The organism is Nonomuraea sp. NPDC050404 (assembly GCF_040655495.1).
GTDB lineage: Bacteria > Actinomycetota > Actinomycetes > Streptosporangiales > Streptosporangiaceae > Nonomuraea.
The window spans coordinates 1-23,016 of the sequence record NZ_JBFAKB010000054.1 but is presented as its reverse complement, the minus strand read 5'-3'; the positions used below and the strand labels follow the sequence as shown (position 1 = coordinate 23,016).

General features: G+C 72.1%; 12 protein-coding genes. 9 read left to right on the top strand and 3 right to left on the bottom strand.

Annotation, left to right across the window (positions count from 1 at the left end):
* The first annotated feature begins 4 nt into the window (after positions 1-4).
* Positions 5-496 carry an Ohr family peroxiredoxin gene (locus tag AB0I81_RS61915; RefSeq protein WP_360679638.1) on the top strand — a complete coding sequence of 164 codons (492 nt, stop codon included), beginning with the start codon at positions 5-7 and terminating at the stop codon, positions 494-496.
* Between the two features lie 153 nt (positions 497-649).
* On the top strand, positions 650-1,291 hold the full coding sequence (locus AB0I81_RS61910) for a sigma-70 family RNA polymerase sigma factor (RefSeq protein WP_360679636.1): 642 nt from the start codon (positions 650-652) through the stop codon (positions 1,289-1,291).
* Between the two features lie 4 nt (positions 1,292-1,295).
* Here AB0I81_RS61910 and AB0I81_RS61905 read toward each other — a convergent pair whose 3' ends face one another.
* Positions 1,296-1,520 (bottom strand): WhiB family transcriptional regulator, encoded by a 225-nt coding sequence (locus tag AB0I81_RS61905; RefSeq protein WP_360679690.1) that lies wholly within the window; start codon positions 1,518-1,520, stop codon positions 1,296-1,298.
* A gap of 464 nt (positions 1,521-1,984) precedes the next feature.
* Here AB0I81_RS61905 and AB0I81_RS61900 point away from each other — a divergent pair, with 464 nt between their 5' ends.
* From AB0I81_RS61900 to AB0I81_RS61885, 4 genes are all read left to right on the top strand, one after another.
* On the top strand, positions 1,985-4,834 hold the full coding sequence (locus AB0I81_RS61900; protein WP_360679633.1) for a LuxR C-terminal-related transcriptional regulator: 2,850 nt from the start codon (positions 1,985-1,987) through the stop codon (positions 4,832-4,834).
* Between the two features lie 137 nt (positions 4,835-4,971).
* Positions 4,972-7,761 (top strand): AAA family ATPase, encoded by a 2,790-nt coding sequence (locus AB0I81_RS61895; RefSeq protein WP_360679631.1) that lies wholly within the window; start codon positions 4,972-4,974, stop codon positions 7,759-7,761.
* Between the two features lie 133 nt (positions 7,762-7,894).
* The gene (locus AB0I81_RS61890) at positions 7,895-8,671 is read left to right on the top strand and encodes a universal stress protein (protein ID WP_360679628.1); all 777 of its coding nucleotides are present in this window, start codon (positions 7,895-7,897) and stop codon (positions 8,669-8,671) included.
* Between the two features lie 194 nt (positions 8,672-8,865).
* Entirely contained in the window at positions 8,866-11,637 is a 2,772-nt protein-coding gene (locus AB0I81_RS61885) for an AAA family ATPase (protein WP_360679625.1), read from the top strand.
* Here AB0I81_RS61885 and AB0I81_RS61880 read toward each other — a convergent pair.
* Positions 11,627-12,946, bottom strand: a complete 1,320-nt coding sequence (locus AB0I81_RS61880) for an MFS transporter (RefSeq protein WP_360679622.1) — start codon at positions 12,944-12,946, stop codon at positions 11,627-11,629. The genes AB0I81_RS61885 and AB0I81_RS61880 overlap by 11 nt on opposite strands.
* Before the next feature lie 171 nt (positions 12,947-13,117).
* Here AB0I81_RS61880 and AB0I81_RS61875 point away from each other — a divergent pair, with 171 nt between their 5' ends.
* The gene (locus tag AB0I81_RS61875) at positions 13,118-15,895 is read left to right on the top strand and encodes an AAA family ATPase (RefSeq protein ID WP_360679619.1); all 2,778 of its coding nucleotides are present in this window, start codon (positions 13,118-13,120) and stop codon (positions 15,893-15,895) included.
* A 122-nt stretch (positions 15,896-16,017) separates the two neighbouring features.
* Positions 16,018-16,866, top strand: a complete 849-nt coding sequence (locus tag AB0I81_RS61870) for an alpha/beta hydrolase (RefSeq protein ID WP_360679617.1) — start codon at positions 16,018-16,020, stop codon at positions 16,864-16,866.
* Between the two features lie 54 nt (positions 16,867-16,920).
* Here AB0I81_RS61870 and AB0I81_RS61865 read toward each other — a convergent pair whose 3' ends face one another.
* Positions 16,921-19,734, bottom strand: coding sequence for an AAA family ATPase (locus tag AB0I81_RS61865; RefSeq protein WP_360679614.1), 2,814 nt, complete (start codon positions 19,732-19,734; stop codon positions 16,921-16,923).
* A 342-nt stretch (positions 19,735-20,076) separates the two neighbouring features.
* On the opposite strand from AB0I81_RS61865, the gene AB0I81_RS61860 reads away from it, so the two are divergent.
* Positions 20,077-22,839, top strand: a complete 2,763-nt coding sequence (locus tag AB0I81_RS61860; RefSeq protein WP_360679611.1) for an HAD-IC family P-type ATPase — start codon at positions 20,077-20,079, stop codon at positions 22,837-22,839.
* The last annotated feature ends 177 nt before the right edge of the window (positions 22,840-23,016 follow it).

Here is a 23,016-nt window from a genome sequence, read left to right as displayed (position 1 = left end):
ACCGGTGAGCGACCCCATCCTGTCCACGAACCACGACTACAGCGGCACGGTGTTCAAGCCGCTCTACAGCACGAGGGTGACCCTGACGGGCGGCACCGTCTCCCACGGGCGCGCTTCCGGCCTGGCCCGCTCCGCCGACGGCTTCCTGCTGGAGCTGCGGATGCCCGAGGAACTGGGCGGCGACAACGTCAGCCCGAATCCCGAGCAGCTCTTTGCCGCCGGGTACGCCGCGTGCTTCCACGGCGCGCTGAGCCTGCTGGCCAGGCGGCACCTCCTGGACCCGGAGCCGATCTCGGTCGAGGCGACGGTCTCCTTCGGGCGCGATCCCGCTGACGGCGGCTACCAGCTCAGCGCCGACCTCGTGGTGAGCTGGCCGGGAGTGGATCGCCAGGTGGCCGGCCCGCTGCTGGAGCAGGCGACCGCGTTGTGCCCGTACGCGAAGATGACCCGCCAGGGTATTCCGGCCAGCATCGTCCTGGCCGCTGACCCCGGCTGACCCGGGCGGTACGGATCGGAGCACATCGCACGAACGCCCGAGATCGGCGCAGGATCTTCACCGGCGAATTTCATGTATCCGAGTGATGTCCGGCAAGCCCGTTCGGCGTTTGCTGAGGTCTCTTGCTGACGCTCACCTTTCAGTGGAGACACGATGCTGTCCACCTGCGGAACTCTCGTTCACAACCGAGCGGGCGAGTCGGCGTTCGTCACCGTGCGCCCCCGTCTCTTCGCCATCGCCTACCGCTACCTCCAGGATGTGGGCGAGGCGGAGGACGTCGTTCAGGAGACGTGGTTGCGGTGGGACCGCGCCGACCGCTCGGTCGTGGCCAACCCGCCCGCGTTCCTCGCCACGACCGCCACCAGGCTCGCCATCAACGTCGCCCGCTCGGCCTGGCGCCGCCGCGAGACGTCCGTGGGGCCCGTGCTCCTGGAGGAGTTGGGACACGGCGGCGCGGGCCTGGAGACGGCGGCGGAGCGGTACGAGGCGGTCGACCTGACGGTCCGGCTGCTGCTGGAGAAGTTGTCGCCCGCCGAGCGCGCGGCCTACCTGCTCCGCAAGGCCTTCGACTACCCCTACCAGCGCATCTCCGAGCTGCTGGGCCTGGGCGTGGTCCACACGCGGCAGCTCGTACGGCGAGCGCACACCCGCCTGGCGGAGGATCGGTGCAGACCGGTGGACACCATCACACACCAGCGCCTCGTCCGGGCGTTCCTGATCGCGGCGCACACCGGTGAGCTCGACGGGCTCGAAAAGCTCCTGGTCGCCGGCCTCCCCCTGAGGAGGAGCGCGTGACCTGTCAGGCCGTCTGGCGCGCACGCAGGAGGCGGCGCTCCGCGGGCGTGGTGCCACCCCACATGCCGTCCGGTTCCCCCGTCCGCACCGCCCAGTCGAGGCAGGCCGGTCGAACCGGGCATGCCCGGCAGATGCTCCGTGCCTCGTCGTCGGCTCGTCCCGGCCGATCGTCCCAGGTGATCGGGAAGAACAGCTCGGGATCGGCATCCCTGCAGGCGGCGCGGGCCATCCATCGCGAGGGGGATCGCGGACCGCGATGCCGGCGGGTCTGGTGGATCGTCATGCTCGCCGCCTGGAAGGTGTCGCCCGGGGCAGTGACTGCCGAGATACGTCCATGACGCTCACCAACGTCTTTGGCGTCGCCATGCTCAGGAGCCGAGGTGGCATCGACATCTCCCGCCCGGACGAGAACGGGCACGTGTTCCGTGCCGGCGGTTCCCGGCAAACGCATGCTCATGGTGATTTCCTTTGCTCATAGGCCGGACGAACGGTCAGGGGCTTGGCCCGCCAGCTATGACCTGGTAGCCCTGAGGGCTGTGACAGGCCGGGCGCGGTTCACGTGATCCCTGGGGTCGGCCCCCTGCCTGGTTAGGGATCAAGACCAGGTACTCCCCGATGCGACCGCGGACGCCCCCGCGCGAGTGTGTTCCTCATCGGCGACGAACGTCCGCCGGCAGGCCGAACGGAGGAGTCATGGCACTCGAGAAGACGAAGAGCATGCTCTTTGGCGACGAGCGACGCACCCCCGCGCCGCCGCCCGGGGACCTTCCGCTGCGGGGGCGCGAGCCCGAATGGAGGTCGCTGCGGGAGCGGCTGGCCGCGCTGGCCGGCGGAGCAGGCGGTGTGGTGACGGTCGAGGGGCCGCCGGGCTCGGGGAAGACCCGGCTATTGGCGGAGATCCGGGCACACGCCGTCCACGCGGGGCTGGCCTCCAGGCACGGGGCGGGCACCCGCGACGGCCGCACGGTTGCCTTCGGGCCACTGCTGGAGGCGCTGCGCGCGGGTCGCCGTACGGCCGACTTGACGCCCGAGGGGATCCGGGCCGAGTTGGCCCGCAGCGCCGCGAGGGGGCCGTTGGTGATCTGTCTCGACGACGTGCAGTGGTGCGACCCCGAGACGATCGGCGCGCCGGCCATGCTCGCGGACCGCCCGGCGATCACGCCGGTGTTGTGGGTACTGGCGGTGGGGTCCGTCCCCGCGGGCGGGCCCGGCTCGGTGCTGCCGCTGCGGCGGATGCGCGAAGGCGCCGACAGCCGGATCGTCCTGCGCCCGATGCCCGAACACGCCGTCACCGCTCTGGCAGCCGACCTGCTCCAAGCCGAGCCCGGAGAGACGGTGATGCGGCTGGTACGGCGCGCGGAGGGCGTGCCGCGGCTGGTCGTCGAGCTGCTTCGGGGGATGCGGGAAGAGGGGCTCATCACGATCCGGGACGGTGTCGCCTCGACGGCCGCGGAGAGCCTGCCCCGTCGGCTCCTCGCCACGGTCCGGGACGGGCTCGATCAGCTGTCCCCGGCCGCCCGGCGGGGCCTGCAGATCGCCGCCGTACTCGGTCGGGACTTCACCGCCGATGACGTGAGCGGGCTCACCGGAGCCGCGACGGACGAGGTCGCCGCTCTGACGAGGGAGGCGGTCAGCGCCGGAATCCTGTCACGCAGGGGCACCCTCCTGAGCTTCCGGCAGGACCTGGTCCGGCAGGCGATCCGCGAGGCCCTCCCCGCGGCGTTGCGCCGCTACCTGCGGCGGCGGGCGGTCAACGTCCGCCTGGCCCAGGGGGAAAGCGCTGTGGACGTCGCCGCCGTACTCGCCGAGACCGCGTCGCCGGGTGATCTCCAGGCCGCCGGCCTGCTGCGCGAGGCGGCGACGCACCTGGCCGTAACCGCGCCTTCCGTGGCGGTGGCATGGAACCGCCGGGCGCTGGAGCTGGCGAGGCCGGCCGGGTCCCGCACCACCGTGAGCGTCGATGAGACGGTGGACCTCCTGGGCGAGAAGGGCCGGTACGCCGAAGCCAGGGCGCTGGCCGACACGGCGTTGGAAGGGATTCTCACGCCGGAGGCCGAGGGGCGGTTGCGGTTGAGCGTGGCGCGCCTCGCGAGCCATACGTCGTTCGTCGAGGCGGCCCGCGAGTGCCGGATCGGCCTGTCGCTGCCGGATCTCCCGGCCCCGCTGCGCGCCCGGCTGTCGGCCGTTCAAGCACTGCATCTCGCGCAGGCGGGGGATGTTCGAGCACTGCATCTCGCGCAGGCGGGGGATGTTCGAGCACTGCATCTCGCGCAGGCCGGAGATACCGTACAGGCCGCAGCCGCAGCCCGGTCCGTGGAGAACCCCGATGGCGAGGCCGCGGCCACCGCGCTGGCCGCGCTCTCCAGAGCGGAACTGGCCTCGCTGAGCCTGAGCGCCGCCGTCGAACACCAGGACCGGGCCGATTCCCTGGCCGCCCGCTCCCGTACCCGGCACCTGCCGTGGGAGCTGGAGGACTGCGGGCGGGCATTCCTCCTCCTCGCGTCGGGGCAGGTGCGGGCGGCGCTGCGCGACACCGACGAGGCCCTCCGTGCGGCCCGCAGGAACGGACACACCGCCGCGGCACTCCTGTGGTCGATGAGCCGGTCGCGGATCCTGCTCGACGCGGGCCGCCTCGCCGCCGGCCGCGCCGAGGCCGACGCCGCCCTCGCGGCCGGCCTCGGGCCGAGTCAGGGAGACTTCGCCGACCTCACGGCCCGATACGTGCTCGGCCGGGCGGCGATGCACCGGGGGGACCGGGAGGGCATCCGGCGATGCGCGGCCGATGGAGCGCGGATGATGGAGACCGCGGCGCCTTCCGTGCGCCGCACCGGGGCGTGGCTGGCCGCGCTGGCGGCCGACGCCATGGGCGACACCGCCCGCCGCGCCGAACTGATCGAGCGCGTCGGCGACGGCCCACGCCTGCCGGGCCTGCTGCCCGGAGCGCCACCCGACCCCGCCGACCTGGTCGTGCTCGCCCGGCTCGCGCTGCGTGCCGGACATCCGGGACTCGCGGTGGCCGCCGCGGAGCGGGCAGAAGGACTGGGGCTCGGCTCCCCCTTCCTCCGAGGCGTCGCGGCCCACGCACGCGGGATCGTGGACGACGACCCCGACCTCCTGCTGCATGCCGTCAAGCTCTTGGCGGACACCGAACGACCGCTGGTCCACGCCTCGGCGGCCGAGGACGCGGGCCGGGCCCTCGGCGCCTCCGGCGATCCCACCGCGGCGGACCTCCTGGACACCGCGCTCGAACTCTACGAGGGGGCGCACGCATCGCGTGACGCGGGCCGCGTACGCAGACGGCTCCGCCTGCTCGGCGTGCACCGGTCACCGGACAGGGCGAAGAGCGGCCGGTGGGGGTTGACGGCGTCCGAGGTGGAGGTGGCCCTGCTGGTGGCCCAGGGAGGGACCAACCGGCAGGTTGCCGAGCAGCTGTCCCTTTCGAGACACACGGTCAACACGCACCTGAGGCACATCTTCACCAAGTGGGGCATCAGGTCGCGGGTGGACCTGGCCCGCCTCGTGCTGGCGCACGGAGCCGCATGACCTCCTGCCCGCACGCCGGGGGTGTCGCCTAGGGACCGGGGCCAGGCACTCCCTGAAGCGATGAAGGCAGCGCCCCGGTCACAGTGGGGGAGCCGGCGCCTGCTGCGGCGCGGCACGGAATGCCGATGGGAGAGGCGATGCGGCTGAGGAGCGACGCCGGAAGGGAGCCCGGGCTGCGCGGGCGCGATGCGGAGATGGCCGGCCTGACCGGGTGGATATCGCAGGCGCGGGAAGGGCATGGAGGCATCGTCCTCGTCGAGGGGGCGCCCGGAGACGGCAAGAGCCGCCTCGCGCGGGAGGCGCGGGCGATCGCTGAGGCCCGGTCCATCCGCGTGCTCAGCGCGACCGGCGAGCACCACCGGCAGAAGGTTCCGTTCGACGTGCTCCTAAGGGCCCTGAGCTCCGGCGGGCAACCCGTCGCGGAGGCAGCCGATCTCCGTACGCAGGCCATACCAGCAGAACAACGGTTGATCCGGGCGCTGCAGGACCGGATGAGGCCTGCCGCGCGGGACCGGCCGCTGCTCGTCAGCATCGACGACCTGCAGTGGTGCGACAGCGGGACGCTCCTGGCACTGAGCGCCCTGCCGGCCGGATTGTCCGCGCAGGCGATCCTGTGGCTGGTCACCGTCCGCACCGGTTCACCCGCCGCCGAGGTACGGGCCACCGTTTCCAGGCTCGCCGGCATCGGAGCCCGCACGATCCGCCTCGGCCCGCTGCCGGATGACGCGGTCGCCGGGATCGCCGCGGACCTGCTCGGCGCCGAGCCCTGCGCCGACATTCTCCGCCTGCCGGCGCAGGCCGGGGGCCGGCCGCTGCCGGTGACCGAGACCGTCCGCGGGCTGCCGGGCGAGGGCACCGTCATGCGGGTGGACGGCGTCGCGCATCTGGCCGCCCGGCATTCACCGACTCCCTTCTACGGCTCCGCCCAACGCCTCCTGAGGCACCTGTCGCCGGTCGCCCGGGAGGTGCTGCGGCTCGCGTCGGTGCTCGGCCGCGAACTGGACGCCGCCCGGCTCGCCGACCTCAGCGGGCGGCACCCGGCCGAACTCGTCGGGGCCCTCCAGGAAGCCGTCGATGCCGGTCTCGTCGAGCCGACCGACCCCCTCACCTTCGGGCACGACAACATCCGCGAAGCCATCCGGGCATCGGTGCCCGAGCCGCACCGCCAGGCGACGCGCAAGCGGGCCGCCGCGCTGAGCCTGGCGCAGGGTACGCCGATCGCCCAGGTGGCCATGGAAATGGCGGAGGGCGCCGAGCCCGGCGACCACGAGCTCGTCGCGCTGCTGCGCAGGACCCTGCCCGAACTCGCCCATGTCGCACCCGACACAGCTGTGGCGGTCGCACGCAAGACCGTGGCCCTTGCCGTCCCGGCCGGCTCCGAAGCACGCGCGGAAGCGGTCGCGGACGCCCTCCCTCTGCTCGCGCGTGTCGGCCGCGGCGCAGAGGGCCGGGTGCTCGCCGAATCGGTCCTGGAAGAACCGTTGCCCGCGGTCGTGGAAGCGCGGGTACGGCTGGGCGCGGCGCTGTCGGCGCAGCAAGGCTCCTTCACCGAAGTGTTGCGGCACAGCAGCGCCGGAACCGGGCTGGACGGCGTGCCGGACGGCCTGCGCGCTCCGCTGCTCGCCCTGCGATGCCTCGCCACCCTGCTGACCGGCGACGCCCCCGAGGCCGAGCGGCTGCTCACGCCCACCACCGAGGCCGTTCTGCGGGCCGGGAACCGGACGGCCCTGGCGCTGCTTCGCACCGCCGAGTCCGTGGCCCGGGTCCACCGGTTCGATTTCACCACGGCAGAGCACCTGGCCGCCGAGGCCGTCACCACCGTGCAGGACCCCTCCGCGCTGTACGTCCCCGCCGTTTGGCAGGCGTCGCTGTACGGTCTGACCGGCAAGGTGCGGGAAGGGTTGCGGGCGACGGCCGACGGCGTGGCGGCGGCGCGGCGCCCCGGCCATGCCCAGGGCCTGAACCTCTGGCTGGCCGTCCGCGCTCGCCTGCTCCTGGCCGCGGGACGGCTGGCCGAGGCCCGGGAGGAAGCCGAGGCCGCGCTCCTGATGGTGGGGGAGTCGGGCGCCGGCGATACCGTTTCCTTTGAGGCGATTTCCGTGATCGGGCGCGTCGGGGTGCTGACGGCTGATCCCGTGGCCCGGCGGCGCGCGGCCGTACACGCCGAGCGCCTGCCGGCGACGGAGATCGGGCCGATGCGTGCGGCGAGCGCGCGCCTGGCGGCGCGGATCGCCGACGGAGCGGGTGACCTGCGCCGGGTTCGAGCCCTGCTGGAGGACGGCGCGCTCGTCCGGGGAACGCCGACATGGTCCGCGGACCCGGCGGAGGACCCGGCCCTCGTACGCATGGCGCTGCGATGCGGCGCGGGACATTTCGCCGCGAGCGTGGTCGGCCAGGCCGAGCGGAGGGCCGCGCTCAACCCCGGTTTCCCGTTCTTCGCGGCGGTCGCCGAGCACGCACGCGGGCTGCTGGACGGCGACCTCCGGGCGGTCCGGCGGGCGGTCGGGATTCTCCGCCGGCTCGCCCTGCCTCTGCAACTGGCCTCCGCCCTGGAGGACACGGGCAGGTTGCTCCAGAAGGTCGATCGTGACGCCGCCACCGGGCCCCTCGTCCACGCCGGGCGCATCTACACACGAACGGCCGCCGAGAACGAGGCCGGCAGGGTTGGGCGCATCTCAGGGACCACCGGGGGCCGGGCACAACGGCACCCAACGGCACACGGCTGGGACGCGCTCACCCCCGCCGAGCGTCGGGTCGCCACACTCGTCGCCGAGGGAGCGTCCCACCGAGAGGCCGCGGACATGCTCTTCCTGTCGCCTTCCACCGTCGGAACACACATCACGCGCGTATTCCGCAAACTGGGCCTGAAATCGCGGGTGGAACTGGCCCGCTCCTACCTGGAACGCGACCGCCGGCTGACCGGCTGAGGCGGTTACGGCCCCAGGTGGCGCCCATGCCGACACTCTCGGGAGGCAGGCCCAACCGAAGCGGTCAAGCACTGAGGAACGGATGCGCGGGCGGGAGGCGACTCCTCCGCCCGCACGGTCAACGGGAGGATTCATGATCATCGTTGGTGTCGACGGCTCGTCCGCCGGCTTGCAGGCCGCCGGCTGGGCGGCGAAGGAGGCATCGCTGCGCGGCGTGTCACTGACCGTGGCGCACGCGATGCCGCGCTGGGCGAACGAGACCGACGGCGGCCGCTATGCGACCATCGCCGCGTGGATGCGCGACAGCGCCGCCGAAGTGGCCGATGCCGCGGTGGAGCGCGCCAGGCAGATAAGCGCGGATCTCCCGATCGAGAAGCGCTATCTGTCAGGAGACCCGCGTACGGCACTGCTGAGCACCGCGGCCGAGGCGGAGCTGCTGGTCATCGGCGACCACCACGAGGGGGCCTTTATCCGGCTGCTGGAAGGTTCTGTCAAGTACGGCGTCGCCGGCCATGCCGACTGCCCCGTGGTCGTGGCGGGGACCCTCCCGTCGCCGTCTTCACGCGAGATCGTGCTCGGGGTCGCCGGGGACACCCCGGCCCGCGTGCTGGACTTCGCCTTCGCCGAGGCGGCGCTGTGGGGGTCGCGGCTGCTCGCCGTGCACGCCGGACCGGACGGGGCGGCACTGGACGCGCTGGCTCCGCACCGCGCGCGCCATCAGGACGTGCACGTCGTCGAGCGGGTCGATGAGGGTGCGCCCGCCAAGATCCTCCGTGAGGCGTCCAGAGACGCGGGCCTGCTGGTCATCGGCTCGCACGGGTACGGAACGGCGAAGGGGATGTTGCTCGGCTCGGTCAGCCGGCATCTGCTGCACAGCGCGATGTGCCCGGTGGCCGTGGTGGGGCCCTGAGCGTCCTGGCCGAGGACCCCGGCGGCGCCACGCACCCGCACGGCCCACAACTCCGGCCCGCCGCCCCGGGGTACGTGCCCCACCTGCCGGGTCTTGATCGCGACCGGGCGGGAGTGACATCCTGACGAGGCGCCCGACAGGTTCTGATCCGGCCGCGTGACGGATGTGACTCCGAACAGGGGGCGTAAGAGGGCATGGGGTCGCTGGCCGAGTTCAGGCGGCCGCTGTTGAACCGGCAGCGGGAGCGTGCTGAGCTCGACGGCCTGCTGGGGGACGTTCGGTCGGGACGTGGGCGGGCCGTGATGCTGCGGGGCGAGGCGGGGGCGGGCAAGTCGGCCCTGCTGGACCATGTGGCCGAGGCCGCGTCGGACATGCGGGTGGTTCGTGCGGCAGGGGCGGAATCGGAGATGGAGCTGGCGTTCGCCGGCCTGCACCTGCTGTTCCGGCCGCTGCTGGACCGGCTGGAGGGACTGCCCGGCCCGCAGCGCGACGCGTTGGCGGTCGCGGTCGGGCTACGGACGGGGGATGCGCCGGACCGGTTCCTGGTCGGGCTGGCCACGCTGACCCTGCTGGCCGAGGCGGCCGAGGAACGCCCGCTCCTGTGCGTGGTCGATGACGCGCAGTGGCTGGACACCTCCTCGGCGCAGGTGCTGGCGTTCGTGGCACGGCGCCTGCTGGCGGAGCCGGTGGGGATCATCTTCGCGGCGCGCGAGCCGGACAAGCGGTTCCAGGGCCTGAACCACCTGGAAGTGCGCGGCCTGCCCGAGCGCGATGCCAAAACGCTGCTGCGTTCGGTGGTCCCGTTCCGGCTGGACAAACGGGTCAGGGACCGGATCCTGGCCGAGACGAACTGCAACCCCCTGGCACTGCTGGAGCTGCCGCGGGGACTGAGTCCCGCGCAGCTCGCCGGCGGGTTCGGGCTGATGGAGGCGCAGGCGGTGCCGGCGCGGATCGAGGAGGGCTTCCGGCGCAGGCTGGCGGCGCTCCCGGCGGAGACGCGGTCGCTGATGCTGGTCGCCGCGGCCGAGCCGACCGGCGATCCGGTGCTCATCTGGCGGGCGGCCGAGCAACTCGGCATTCCCGCCTCCGCCGTGGATCCCGCGCAGGCGGACGGGTTGCTGGAGGTCGGGATGTGGGCGCGGTTCCGGCACCCACTGGTACGGTCGGCGGTCTACTCGGCGGCGCCGCCACCGGAGCGGCGGTCGGCGCACGGGGCACTGGCCGAGGCGATCGATCCCGAATCCGACCCCGACCGCCGGGCCTGGCATCGCGCGCACGCGGCGGTCGAGCCCGACGAGGCCGTGGCCGGCGAGCTGGAACGCCTGGCCGGCCGGGCCCAGGCGCGCGGCGGTCTGGCGGCCGCGGCGGCCTTTCTCAAGCGTGCCGCCGAATTGACGCCCGATCCGGCAGGACGCGGGGCCAGGGCGCTGGCCGCGGCGCGGGCCGCCTTCGAGGCCGGGGCCCCGGACATGGCGCTCGAACTGCTCGTCTCCGCTGAGCTGAGTGTGCTGAACGAGCTCCAGACCGGACGGCTGGCCCGGCTCCGCGCCCAGATCGTCTTCGCGCGCAGGCGCGGCGGTGAGGCTCTGACGCCGCTCCTGGAGGCGGCCGATCGGCTGGCGCCCGTCGATGCGGGACAGGCGCGTGAAACGTACCTGGACGCCATCGGGTCGGCGATCTTCGCCGGCCGGCTCGGCCACCCCGACGCGATCAGGGACGCGGCACTGGCCGCCCGCGCCGCACCAGCGGGGCCGTGCCCGGAACGGCTGGTCGACGCGCTTCTCGACGGCCTGGTGACACGGTTCACCGAGGGCTACGTCGCGAGTGCGCCGCGGTTGAAGCGCGTTCTGCATGCGTTCCGGCGGGACGCGGCGGGCAGCCCGGACGACAACATGCGCTGGCTCTGGCTGACCTACCTGGTCGCCGCGGACCTGTGGGACAACGAGACATGGCATGACCTGACCACGCGTGCGGTCCAGACGGCCCGCGAGACCGGTGCGCTCAACTTCCTGCCCCTGGCCCTCACCTACCGCGCCGTGGTCCACGTGTACGCCGGCGAGTTCGACGCGGCCGCCGCCCTGGTCAACGAGTCCCACGCGATCCTGAACGTCACCGGCAACTCGCCCCTTGGTTTCGCCGAAACGCTGCTCATCGCCTGGCGCGGCGAGGAGCGGGCGACGGAGCAACTCGACGCCGCCGCCGAGTGGGCGAGCACCTGGTACGAGGGCCGGGCGATCGGTGCGGTCCACTACATGCACGCGGTGGTGTGCAACGGTTCCGGCCGGTACCAGGAGGCCCTGGCCCATGCGCAGCGGGCCGGCGAGCATGACGATCTGGGGGTCTTCGGGTTCGCTCTCCTCGAACTGGTCGAGGCGGCCGCCCACGGCAACGACCCCGAAGCGGCCATGGCCGCGCTGCGCCGGATCGAGGAACGAGCCATCGCCGGCGGCACGGACTGGGCGCTCGGCCTGCTGGCCCGCTCGAAGGCCCTGTTGTCCGACGGCCAGGCCGCCGACCTGCTCTACCGCGAGGCCATCGAGCACCTGCGGCGCTGCCGGGCCGCCGTGCACCTGGCGCGCACCCATCTGGTGTACGGCGAATGGCTGCGCCAGGAGAACCGGCGCGCCGAGGCACGCGAGCACCTGCGCACCGCCTACGAAATGCTGGAGGGTTCGGGCGCCAAGGCGTTCGCCGAGCGCGCCCGCCGCGGACTCCTGGCGACCGGCGTGACCGTCCCCAGGCGCACGGACGGCACGCCCAACGGGCTCACCCCGCAGGAGGGCCAGATCGCCCGCCTGGCCAGGGACGGCCTGTCGAACGCGCAGATCGGCGCCCAGTTGTTCCTCAGCCCGCGCACGGTCGAATACCACCTGGGCAAGGTGTTCGCCAAACTCTTCATCACCTCCCGCCGCCAGCTTGACCAGGCGCTGCCCGACCAGGGTCACGATCCTCCGATCAGGAATTGACCAGAGCGGCCCGCCTGACGGCGTGGCGCCGATCGGGCGCGGTGCGGCGGGCCAGCGCGAGCACGCAGCCGAGCGTGAGAACGAGCAGGGCGACGTAGTGCCCCACGACCGGCCAGTGGCTGCCGCCCGAGCCGGTCAGCAGCCACTGGGCGACCAGCGGGGTGGAACCGCCGATGATCGTGCTGCAGAGCTGGTAGGCGAGCGAGATGCCGGTGTAACGCACCTTCACCGGGAAGACCTGGGCCAGGAACCCGGCGAGCAACGCGTAGTACGAGGCCCCGGTGACCACGCTGAGGGCCAGGGCGATGGTGATCATGAGTCCGTCCCCGGTCGTGATGAGCAGGAACATCGGGACGGCGACCACGATGTTCCCGACCAGGGCGCCCGTCATGACCCGCAGGGCCCCGATCCGGTGGGCGATGAGAGCGGCGACGGGCTGCCAGAGGAACTGCACGAGGGAGGTGACCAGCAGGACGTCCAGCATCGTCTGGCGGGAGACACCGAGCGCGGTGGTGGCCCACGACACCAGGAACGTGTTCGTGAAGTAGGCCGCGGAGATCCCCAGCGCGCTCGCCCCGACACCGAGGGCGACCAGCCGCCACGCCGTACGCAACACCGTCACGAGAGGCAGTCTGACGGCCGGTTCCGTGTCACGCGCCGCGCTGAACTCGGCGGACTCCTCCACCGCGAGCCGGACCACCAGCCCCACCACCACCAGGATCGCCGACAGCAGGAACGGCACCCGCCAGCCCCACTGCAGGAAGACATCGTCGGGCAGCCGCCCCACCACCACGAAGACCAGGGTCGCCAGGAGGGCCCCGGCGGGCGAGCCCTGCTGCACCCACATGCCCGCCATGCCGCGCCGTTTGCCGTCGGCGCTCTCGGTGGCCATCAGCACGGCCCCGCCCCACTCACCGCCCACCGCGAGGCCCTGCAGGGCGCGCAGCAGCACGAGCAACACCGGCGCCGCGTACCCGATGGAGGAGTACGTGGGCAGGACGCCGATCAGCGTGGTGGCCGTCCCCATCAGGATCAGGGTGATGACCAGCACGTTCTTGCGCCCGACGCGGTCACCGATGTGCCCGAACAGGATGCCGCCGAGCGGCCGGGCCAGGAAACCGACCCAGAACGTGGCGAACGCCGCCAGCGTGCCGGTCGCGGTGTCCGACTCCGGGAAGAACAGGGTGCCGAAGACCAAGGCCGCGGCGGTGCCGTAGATGAAGAAGTCATACCATTCCAGCGCCGTGCCGATGAACGAGGCGATCGTCGCGCGTCTGCTCTGGCGTGAGGCGGGGGTGGCGTCGGGCATGGGGGTCCTTTGCGACGAGGGGCGGCGAGCCGGTCCCCCACACTGTGGCCGGGCGGAGGCCGTGGTCGCATCAGGGTGGCCCCGGGCCGGGTCCCCAGTACGCCATCCGAAGCGCACACGCAGTGCATAATAGGGCGATCCAAATGATCAGGACCGGCGCGGTGGTGGTGGATGTCGAGCGGTGCTCCGCGTCGCGAGCTGCAGGGCAGGCGTGAGGAGTGCCGCGCGCTGGAGCGGTTGCTCGAGAACGCCAAGGCGGGTCGGAGCCAGGCGGTGGTACTGCGTGGCGAGGCAGGGGTCGGCAAGTCGGCCCTGGTGGACCACCTGGTGGCGAACGCGAGAGGGTGCCGGACCCTCAGGGTGGCCGGCACCGAGTCGGAGATGGAGCTGGCGTTCGCCGGGCTGCACCAGCTCTGCCTGCCGATGATTGAGCGGATCGCTCACCTCCCCGGCCCGCAGCGCGATGCCCTGGCCGTCGCGCTCGGCCTCAGCGAGGGCAGGGCGCCGGACCGGTTCCTGGTCGGGCTGGCGGTGCTCAGCCTGCTGGCGGGGGCGGCCGAGGAGCGGCCGCTGGTCTGCGTCGTGGACGACGCCCAGTGGCTCGACCAGGTCTCACTCCAGACGCTGGCGTTCGTCGCGCGCCGGCTGCTCGCCGAGCGGGTGGCACTGGTGTTCGCGGTGCGTACCTCGGCACAGGGGACCGCCGACGACGACCTGCGCGGGCTGCGCGAACTCGTGATCCGGGGCCTGCGCGACGACGACGCGCGGGCGCTGCTGGATTCGGTGGTGCCCGGGCGGCTGGATGAGCGGGTCAGGGATCAGCTCGTCGCCGAGACCGACGGAAACCCGCTGGCCCTGCTGGAGCTGCCGCGCGGGCTGAGCGTGGCCGAACTGGCCGGCGGGTTCGGACGCCCTGACGCGCGGCCGCTGGCGAGTCAGATCGAGCAGAGTTTCCTGCGGCGGATCGAGCAGCTTCCCGACGCCACGCAACGGCTGCTGCTGGTGGCCTCCGCCGAGCCGGTGGGGAACGTCTCGCTGGTGAGGCGGGCCGCCGGGCGGCTCGGCATCGGGGCGGAGGCCGCGGCGGCGGCCGAGGCCGCGGGCCTGATCGAGTTCGGCCCGTGGACACGATTCCGCCATCCGCTGGTGCGCTCGGCGGCATACCGCGCGGCGGATCGAAGGGAACGCCGGGACGTGCACCGCGCGCTGGCCGAGGTGACCGACCCCCGGTCCGACCCCGATCGCCGGGCCTGGCATCGCGCGCACGCGGCGGTCGAGCCCGACGAGGCCGTGGCCGGCGAGCTGGAACGATCCGCCGGCCGGGCCCAGGCGCGCGGCGGCCTGGCCGCGGCGGCGGCGTTCCTCAGGCGTGCGGCCGAGCTGACGCCCGACCCGGCCGGACGCGGGGCCAGGGCGCTGGCCGCGGCGCGGGCCACCTTCGAGGCCGGGGATCCGGACGCGGCGCTCGATCTCCTCACCGCCGCGCAACTGGTCCCCATGGACGATCTCCGGCGTGGACGGGTGGCCAGGCTGCGCGGCCAGATCGTCTTCGCCCGGAGCCGTGGGGGCGAGGCCGTGCCGCTGCTGCTCGACGCGGCCGGCGAGCTGAAGCCCGCCGACCCCGGGCAGGCACGCGAGGCCTATCTCGAAGCCATCGGATCGGCGGTCCACTCCGGCAGGCTGGGCGCACCCGGTGCGCTGCGGAAGGTGGCGGCCGAGGCCGCCCGCGCCGCGCCGCCGGGACCGTGGCCGCCCCGGCTGGCCGACATGCTCCTCGACGGCATGGTGAAACGGTTCGCCGAGGGTTACGTCGCGGGCGCGCCGCGGTTGAAGCGCGCGTTGCGGGCGTTCCGGCAGGAGGCCGGCGCGAACGGGGACGACAACATGCGCTGGTTGTGGATGACCTGGCTGACCGCCGCGGACCAGTGGGACGACGCGACGTGGCACGAGCTGACCACGCCCGCGATCCGGGAGGCCCGCGAGACCGGTGCGCTCAACTTTCTTCCGCTGGCCCTCACCTACCGTGCCGCCGAGCACGTCTATGCCGGCGAGTTCGACGCGGCCGTCGCCTACATCGAGGAATCCAACGCGATCCTGAAGGTGACCGGCAACACCCTCCTCCTCTACGCCACGCTGCTCCACCTCGTCTGGTCCGGCGAGGTCAAGGCGCTGGCGATCCTCGAAACCGGCGATGAGATGGCGCGCAGCTGGGGTGAGGGGCGGGCGATCGGTGTGCGCAACTACATGGAAGCGGTGCTGTACAACGGTCTCGGCCAGCACCAGAATGCCCGGGCCAGCGCCGAACGGGCGTGCGAGCACGACGATCTGGGCGTCTACGGTCTGTCCCTCTACGAACTCATCGAGGCCGCGGTCCGCTGTGACGCTCCGGAGGCGGCCACGGCCGCGCTGCGGCAGATCGAGGAGCGGGCCACCGCCAGCGGCACCGACTGGGCGCTCGGCCTGCTGGCCTGTTCAAGGGCCTTGTTGTCGTACGGCGAGGCCGCCGACGTGCTGTACCGGGAGGCCATCGAGCACCTCCGGCGTTGCCGGGTCGCCGTGCATCTCGCGCGTGCCCACCTGGTGTACGGCGAGTGGCTGCGTCGTGAGAACCGGCGCGCCGACGCGCGTGAGCACCTGCGCACCGCGTACGAGATGTTGCAGGGCTTCGGCGCCAAGGCGTTCGCCGAGCGTGCCCGCCGCGAACTGCAGGCCACCGGCGAGACCGTCCGCGGGCGCGGCGCCGCCACCTCTGACGGGCTCACCCCCCAGGAGGGCCAGATCGCCCGCCTGGCCAGGGACGGCCTGTCGAACCCGGAGATCGGCGCGCAGGTGTTCCTCAGCCCGCGCACGGTCGAGTACCACCTGGGCAAGGTGTTCACCAAGCTCGCCATCACCTCCCGCCACGAGCTCGCGCAGGCGCTGACCGATCAGGGCCACGACTGTTCGTGAGCCCGGAGCGTCACGGGGCGAATCGCTGTCCGGTCCTACATGTGGGCCGACATCTCACGCCCGGCTCCGGCTCCGGACGTGCGCGCCATCGGAGCCGCCCTTCACGTGGACAGGACAGCCTCATGAACACACCCTCCACCCCCGCGGCCCGCTTAACCAGGAGACGGCCCTTCGCGGTGACGGCCCTGCTCGCCGCCGTCACCCTCAGCCTGGTGACCCTCTTCCCCGCGGGCGGCGCCGTCGCCCAGGAAGCGGGCGCGAAACCGGCCGTCGTCCTCGTGCACGGAGCCTGGGCGGACGCCTCAAGCTGGACCGGAGTCATCAGGAAGCTCCACTACGACGGGTACACGGTCAGAGCCATCCCCAACCACCTGCGGTCGTTGTCGGGCGACGCCGCGTCCGTGAAGGACTTCCTGGAAACGCTGACAGGACCGATCGTCCTCGTCGGTCACTCCTACGGTGGCGCCGTGATCACCAACGCGGCCACCGGGAACCCGAATGTCAAGGCGCTCGTTTACGTCAACGCCTTCGCGCCCGACGCGGGCGAGTCCGCCCTGCGGCTCGCGGGGCCGGATTCCGCCCTCGCCGGGGACCCGGCCACCGTGTTCGACTTCGTGCCCGCCGCCCTTCCGCCCACCCTGAAGACGGACCTCTATCTCAAGAAGGCGGCCGTCTTCAGCTCGTTCGGGGCAGGGCTGAGTGCCGCTGACAAGGCGGTCGTCTGGGCCACCCAGCGACCGGCCACGCTCGCGATCGACGAGCCGTCCGGAACCCCTGCCTGGCGGACGATCCCGTCCTGGGCCCTCATCGGCACCAGGGATCAGATCATCCCGCCCGCCGCCCAGCGGGCCATGGCCACGAGGGCCGGCGCCACCATCACCGAGTTCGACGCCGGACATGTCGGCATGATGACGGACCCCAGGGCGGTCACCCGGGTGATCGAGCGGGCCGCGAAGGCAGGTGCTCACTAGCACGACGACATTCCCGGGGCATCGGGCCGGCGCGGCTCGGTGCCCGGGCGCAGGTCAGAGAAAATCGTCTCGTTCCGGCCCTGCTTTTCCCCCGGGCTTCCCGGAACCGGGCATGTCGCGCGCAAGGGCGTCCCCGAGCTGCTTTCTGGAGCCGATACCGAGCTTGGCGAAGACCTTGCCGAGGTGGAACTCGACCGTCCGCGGGCTCAGGAACAGACGGGCCGCGATCTCCGGGTTGGTCAGGCCCTCTGCGGCCTGCAGGGCGATCTGGCTTTCCTGCGCCGTCAATTCCTGATGCGCCGCGTCCGTGTTCGTGCGCTTTCGGACGGTCTCGCCCGTGGCGAGTAACTCACGGCGGGAACGTTCGGCGAACGCCTTCATGCCGATCGACTCGAACATCTCGTGGGCGGTCCGGAGGTGGACCCGCGCCTCGGCTCGCCGGCGTTCCCGGCGCAGCCACTCGCCGTACAGCAGGTGGGCGCGCGCCAGCTCGGGACGCAGAATCGTACGGCCCAGCCGCTCGATCGCCTCACTGTAGGAACGATCCGCGGCGTCGTCCTGGTGCAGCAACGCCCGGCAGCGGGCCAGGATCCCCTGGGCCCAGTCGGTGTCGCACGACTCCGTGACCCGTGCCAGATCCTCGAACGCGTCACGCGCGGCTGCGCCGTCCCCGACGCGGGTCGCCGCCTCCACCAGCTCGGGTAGCGCCCATTGGGACAGGACGAGGTCGGCGCCCCGGGCGGTCGTCTGCGCCGCCCGCAGCGCTTGGTGATACCGCGCCAGGCCGTTGTAGAGGAGCGCGGCCGCCCAGTGGGCCGACTGGACGCCGGTCATCCGGCCGCCGGCACCGTCCTGCGCCATCGTGGCGGTGAAGAGGTTCGACGCCTCGTCTTCCGCGCCCTCCATCGCCTTCAGCAGCAGCTTGGTGTGCCGCGTCATGGCCACGCCGGTCGAAGGGGCGGCCACCTCGGATTCGGCCACGATCGCCGACCCGGTGGCGAAGTCGCCGCTCAGCAGGGTCACCATTCCCCACGAGTGAAGGTTGACGGGCAGCTTGGGCGGGCCGCCGGCCGTACCCGCCTCCTCGGCCGCGGTGGTGTGAATCTCGCTCATGAGCCGGTCCTCCCAGAGGAGCGCGGCCGAACCGCCGGCGGCCCAGAGCCAGTTCATGATCTCCCGCGGGGGAGCGTCGGCGATGATGGTGGCCGCCCTGCGCAGCTTGGGGAGCGCGGCGCCGCGGCCTTCGGTGATGAGCAGTGAGTAGCCCTCGATCAGCAGATCGATGGCGCGCGGGCTCCCCTCCGGAGGTGGAAGCCGCCGCATCGCCTGCGAGATCGCCATGACGCTGTCCTGGTCGGCGGCCCCGTTCGACGCGCTGACCCAGGCGATGAGGTAGGTCTCCCGCGCCAGGTCCATGTCGAAGGGTTCGAGCCGCCGCGCCGCGCCCAGCAACATCGCCGACGCTTCATGGTTGAAGCCTGCCGCGAACATGATGTGAGCGCTCATCAGATCGGCTCGTACGACCTGCCACTCGCTCTGGGCCTCCCTGGCGGCCAGGTCGACGAATCGGCGGGCGACTTCGAGGTGACCCGCCCGCAGGGTGGCGTCGGCGGCGGCCAGGGCACGTTCGACGCGCCGGGAGTCGTCGATGGTCAGCGCCACGGACCGCCGCAGGAACGCCGCCATGGCGGTGAGCCCGCCACGTGCCCGTGCCCGGTCGGCGGATCGTTCGAGTTCGGCCGCGACCGCCTCGTCGGGTGCGGTCGTCGCCGACGCGAGGTGCCAGGCGCGCCGGTCCTGGCCGGCCTGCGCATCGGTGACCTCCGCCAGCGCGAGGTGAACCGCTCGGCGATCCTCCTCCTTGGCCGAGCGATATACCGCCGACCGGATGAGAGGATGACGGAAGATCGCCCGTTCGCCGAAATCCAGCAGCCCGTCGGTGCCGTTCTCCAGAACGGTCGACGGGGTGATGCCGAGCCGCTGCGCCGCCTGCCGTACCAGGGCGGGATCTCCGACCGGCTCGGCCGCGACGACCAGCAGGAACAGGCGGGTCTGTGCGGGCAGCCGCTCGATTCTGGCCTGGAAGCTGCGCTCGATCTCGCTGGGCGGCGTATCGACGTTCGGGAGGCCGAGCCCGCCCGCGACCCTGGTCTCGGCCAGTTCGCGCGGTAACTCCAGCAGGGCGAGTGGGTTGCCCCGGGTCTCGGCCACGAACCGATCGCGGACCTCCCCATCGATCCGCCCGCGCGCCACCGAGCTCAACAGCGCCCGCGCGTCCTCGGTACGGAGCCCGCCGACCGCCATCTCCGGTTGCCCGAGCAGGTCCTGTGAACGCTCACGGGAGCCGAAGAGGAGAGCGACCGACTCGGCCCGCAGCCGCCGGGCGACGAAACCGAGGACCTGGGCCGAGGCCACGTCCATCCACTGAGCGTTGTCGACCACACAGAGCAGTGGGGCCTTCGCCGATGCCTCCGAAAGCAGGTTCAGCACGGCCAGGCCGACCACCAAGCGCTCGGGCGGCGTTCCGTCTCGCATGCCGAACACCGTCTCGACCGCATGGCGCTGCGGTGCCGGAAGGTTTCCACGTCCATCCATCAAGGACGCGCAGAACTGATGCAGGGTGGCGAACGGCAATTCCATCTCGGACTCGACACCCGCCGCGTACACCTTCCGCATATCGGTCGCCGAGTTCGCGAGATGGTCCAGGAGCGCCGACTTCCCAATTCCAGGCGGGCCGTGCACCACGAGTACGCGGCTTTCGCCCGAGCGGACGGCTGTGATCATCTGGTCGAGGCGCGCGCACTCCTGCTCCCGCCCGAACAGCCCCGCGTTCCCGCCGTGCCCGGAATTCCACCCAGGTTGGTTCACCGTCCTGCTGTCCCTTCAACCTCGGATGAGAAACATTCGAATCGTATGTCGTCCTTTCGGGCGGGTGACGGGTCTCGCGACGCGTTCGAGCTGGAAGGGCAGACGCCCCGGGCGCGCTCAGGGACGGTGACACCCTGATCGAACCAGGCGTCGCGACTGTCACAAGTCCGGAGGCCATCTTGTCTTAGCTGGCGACAGGGCCACCCCCGGCGGGCGTGCTCGCCGCACTCCTCCGGGCGGTGCGTGCGCGGGTCGTGGGGGAGCCCATGACGCGGCTGCCCGGTCCTGGGAGATGACCACACCAACCACCTTTCCGTCACGCGGCCAACTGAGGATGACAGCATGATCGAACCGGATCGGATGCCATGGCACGCGTTGCCGGTCGGCGAGGTCGCCGCCAGGCTGAGCGCGGACCCGGCGCGGGGCCTGTCGGCCACCGAGGCCGCGCAGCGTCTCGAACGCCACGGCCCCAACCAACTGCGGGAGGTGACCCGGGATCCGCGCTGGCGGGCGTTCCTCCGCCAGTTCCAGGACCTGATGATCCTGATCTTGCTGGTCGCCGCCGTGGTCAGCCTGCTGATCTCGCGCGAGTGGGAGACCCCGCTCGCGATCGCCGTGGTCGTTCTGCTGAACGCCACCATCGGCTTCGTCCAGGAGTCGCGCGCCGAAGCCTCGCTGGAGGCGCTGCGGAGGATGACCCACACCACGGCGACCGTCCGCCGGGACGGTCGGCTCACGCGTCTGGACGCCACGGAACTCGTACCGGGAGATGTCGTGGAGGTCGAAGCCGGAGACCGGGTGCCGGCGGACGGGCGGCTGCTGTCCGCGGCCTCTCTGGAGGTGCAGGAGTCCGAACTGACCGGAGAGGCGCAGCCGGCGGCCAAGTCCGCGGCAGCCCAGGTCGAGGAGGAGGCGCCACTGGCCGACCGGGCCAACGCCCTGTTCATGAACACCTCGGTCACCCGCGGCAGGGGTGAGATGCTGGTCATCGCCACCGGCATGGCGACCGAGACCGGCCGGATCGCCGACCTGCTCGCCGCGGCCAAGCCCGCCTCGACGCCGCTCCAGCGGCAGATCAACGTGCTCAGCCGTACGCTGGCGCTCATCTCCGCCGTCGTGGTGGCCGTGGTGATCGTGCTCGGGCTCCTCCGCGGGCAGGAGGTCAGCGTGCTGTTCGTCACCGCCGCCTCGCTGGCCGTGGCCGCCATCCCCGAGGGACTTCCCGCGGTGGTGGCCTTCACCCTGGCCATGGGCACCGACCGGCTCGCCCGTCGCGGAGCCATCGTCAAACGGCTGTCGTCGGTGGAGACCCTTGGCAGCACCTCGCAGATCTGCACCGACAAGACCGGCACGCTGACCTTGAACCAGATGACCGCCCGGGAGCTCATGCTCGCGCAGCGGCGCTTCACCATCACCGGGTACGGCTACGTCGCCACCGGGCGGATCCTCTCCACCGACGGCCGCCCGCCCCCCGAAGCCCTGGACCAGGCGTTGACCGCCATGGCGCTGTGCACCGATGCCGTGCTCCGCGACGAGAAGCTGCTCGGCGACCCCACCGAGGGCGCCCTGATCGTGCTCGCCGAGAAGGGCGGCATCGACGTTGAGGCACTGCGGGAACAGCGCCCGCGCCTGGCCGAGATCCCGTTCGACGCCGACCACAAGTTCATGGCCACGTTCCACCACTGGACCGGCCACCACTCGACCGACAACGCCGACAAGCCGATCGTGCGCTGCTTCATCAAGGGCGCGCCTGACGTGCTGGTCACGAGGGCGACTCACTACCTCAGCCCGGACGGCGTCACCGAGATCACCCCCGAGGCCCGGCGAAGCTACGAAGAGACGAACTCGGGGCTGGCCGAACAGGGCCGCCGCGTGCTCGCCATCGCACGCCAGGACTTCCCCGCAGATGGCTTCGAGGCCACCGACGACATGAAGCCACTGCTGGACGGGATCGTCCTGATCGCTCTGGTCGGTATCGTCGACCCGCCGAGGCCCGAGGCGCGCCAGGCCATCGCACAGTGCCACGACGCGGGCATCCGCGTCCGCATGATCACCGGTGACCACGCGGTGACGGCCGCGGCCATCGCCCGCGACCTCGGCATCCCCGGCCGGACCAGCACCGGCGCGGAACTCGACGAGATCGCCGACGACGCCGAACTCGCCCGCCGCCTGGACGACATCGGCGTCATCGCCCGGGTCTCACCCGAGCACAAGCTCCGCATCGTCGGAGCGCTGCAGGCCCGCGGGGACGTCGTCGCGATGACCGGCGACGGTGTCAACGACGCCCCCGCACTCCGCAAGGCGGACATCGGCGTGGCCATGGGCATGACCGGGACAGAGGTCACCAAGGAAGCGGCGACCATGGTGCTCACCGACGACAACTTCGCCACGATCGTGCGAGCCGTACAGGAAGGGCGGGGCGTCTACGACAACATCGTCAAGTTCACCCGCTTCCAGGTCTCCACCGCGCTCGGCTTCGTACTCACATTTCTGATCACCTCGGTCACCGGTGTAGCCGGCGGAGCGCCGTTCACGGCCTTGCAGATTCTGTTCGTGAACCTCGTCATGGACGGCCCGCCCGCGATGTCGCTCGGCGTCGATCCGGTCAGCCCGGACGCGATGAGCCGCCCGCCGCGACCCGTCCGAGAGCCCATCCTCACGCGGGAGCGCCTCATCCGCATCGTGCTGACGAGTGCCCTCATGGCGACCGGCACCTTCGCGGTTCTCGTCTGGGCGCCCAGCGGCGCGGGCCAGTCCGGCGTGGCGGGTACGATGGCGCTCGTCACGTTCGTCTTCTTCCAGGCGTTCAACCTGCTCACCGTCCGCCACCCCACCCGCAGCCTGTTCCACCGCGAGACCCTGCGCAACGCCCACCCGCTGCTCGCCGTCGGCGCGGTTCTCGCCCTGCTTGTGCTCATCGTCGAACTGGACGCGCTGCACGGCTTCTTCACCACCACCGACCTGTCCTTCGCACAGTGGCTGACCTGCTTGGGTGTCGGCTCGGTCGTCCTGTGGATCGGCGAGTTCGTCAAGGCCCTCCTCCGTGCCCGCGACCGGCGTCGATCCGCAGGAGGTGTCACGCCTTCGCGGATCACCCCGTCATAGCTGCCGAACGCATACGTCGCGGGCCGCGTCCTGGACCCGCCACCGCCGACGCTCTCGAGACCTACCTGCGTGGCTATTGGCTGTCGATGAAGGTGACGGTTTCGTGGAGGGGGGCTCGGCCGGTGCGGGGGTGGTGCACGGTTTCGTCTTCGTAGCCGATGGACATGCCGCAGAAGA

What these genes read in the sequence shown, in the direction of transcription:
- AB0I81_RS61910 (WP_360679636.1), top strand. Translation starts at nt 650, where the DNA reads ATGCTGTCCACCTGCGGAACTCTCGTTCACAACCGAGCGGGCGAGTCG.
- AB0I81_RS61905 (WP_360679690.1), bottom strand. Translation starts at nt 1,520, where the DNA reads ATGGCCCGCGCCGCCTGCAGGGATGCCGATCCCGAGCTGTTCTTCCCG.
- AB0I81_RS61900 (WP_360679633.1), top strand. Translation starts at nt 1,985, where the DNA reads ATGGCACTCGAGAAGACGAAGAGCATGCTCTTTGGCGACGAGCGACGC.
- AB0I81_RS61895 (WP_360679631.1), top strand. Translation starts at nt 4,972, where the DNA reads ATGCGGCTGAGGAGCGACGCCGGAAGGGAGCCCGGGCTGCGCGGGCGC.
- AB0I81_RS61890 (WP_360679628.1), top strand. Translation starts at nt 7,895, where the DNA reads ATGATCATCGTTGGTGTCGACGGCTCGTCCGCCGGCTTGCAGGCCGCC.
- AB0I81_RS61885 (WP_360679625.1), top strand. Translation starts at nt 8,866, where the DNA reads ATGGGGTCGCTGGCCGAGTTCAGGCGGCCGCTGTTGAACCGGCAGCGG.
- AB0I81_RS61880 (WP_360679622.1), bottom strand. Translation starts at nt 12,946, where the DNA reads ATGCCCGACGCCACCCCCGCCTCACGCCAGAGCAGACGCGCGACGATC.
- AB0I81_RS61875 (WP_360679619.1), top strand. Translation starts at nt 13,118, where the DNA reads ATGTCGAGCGGTGCTCCGCGTCGCGAGCTGCAGGGCAGGCGTGAGGAG.
- AB0I81_RS61870 (WP_360679617.1), top strand. Translation starts at nt 16,018, where the DNA reads ATGAACACACCCTCCACCCCCGCGGCCCGCTTAACCAGGAGACGGCCC.
- AB0I81_RS61860 (WP_360679611.1), top strand. Translation starts at nt 20,077, where the DNA reads ATGATCGAACCGGATCGGATGCCATGGCACGCGTTGCCGGTCGGCGAG.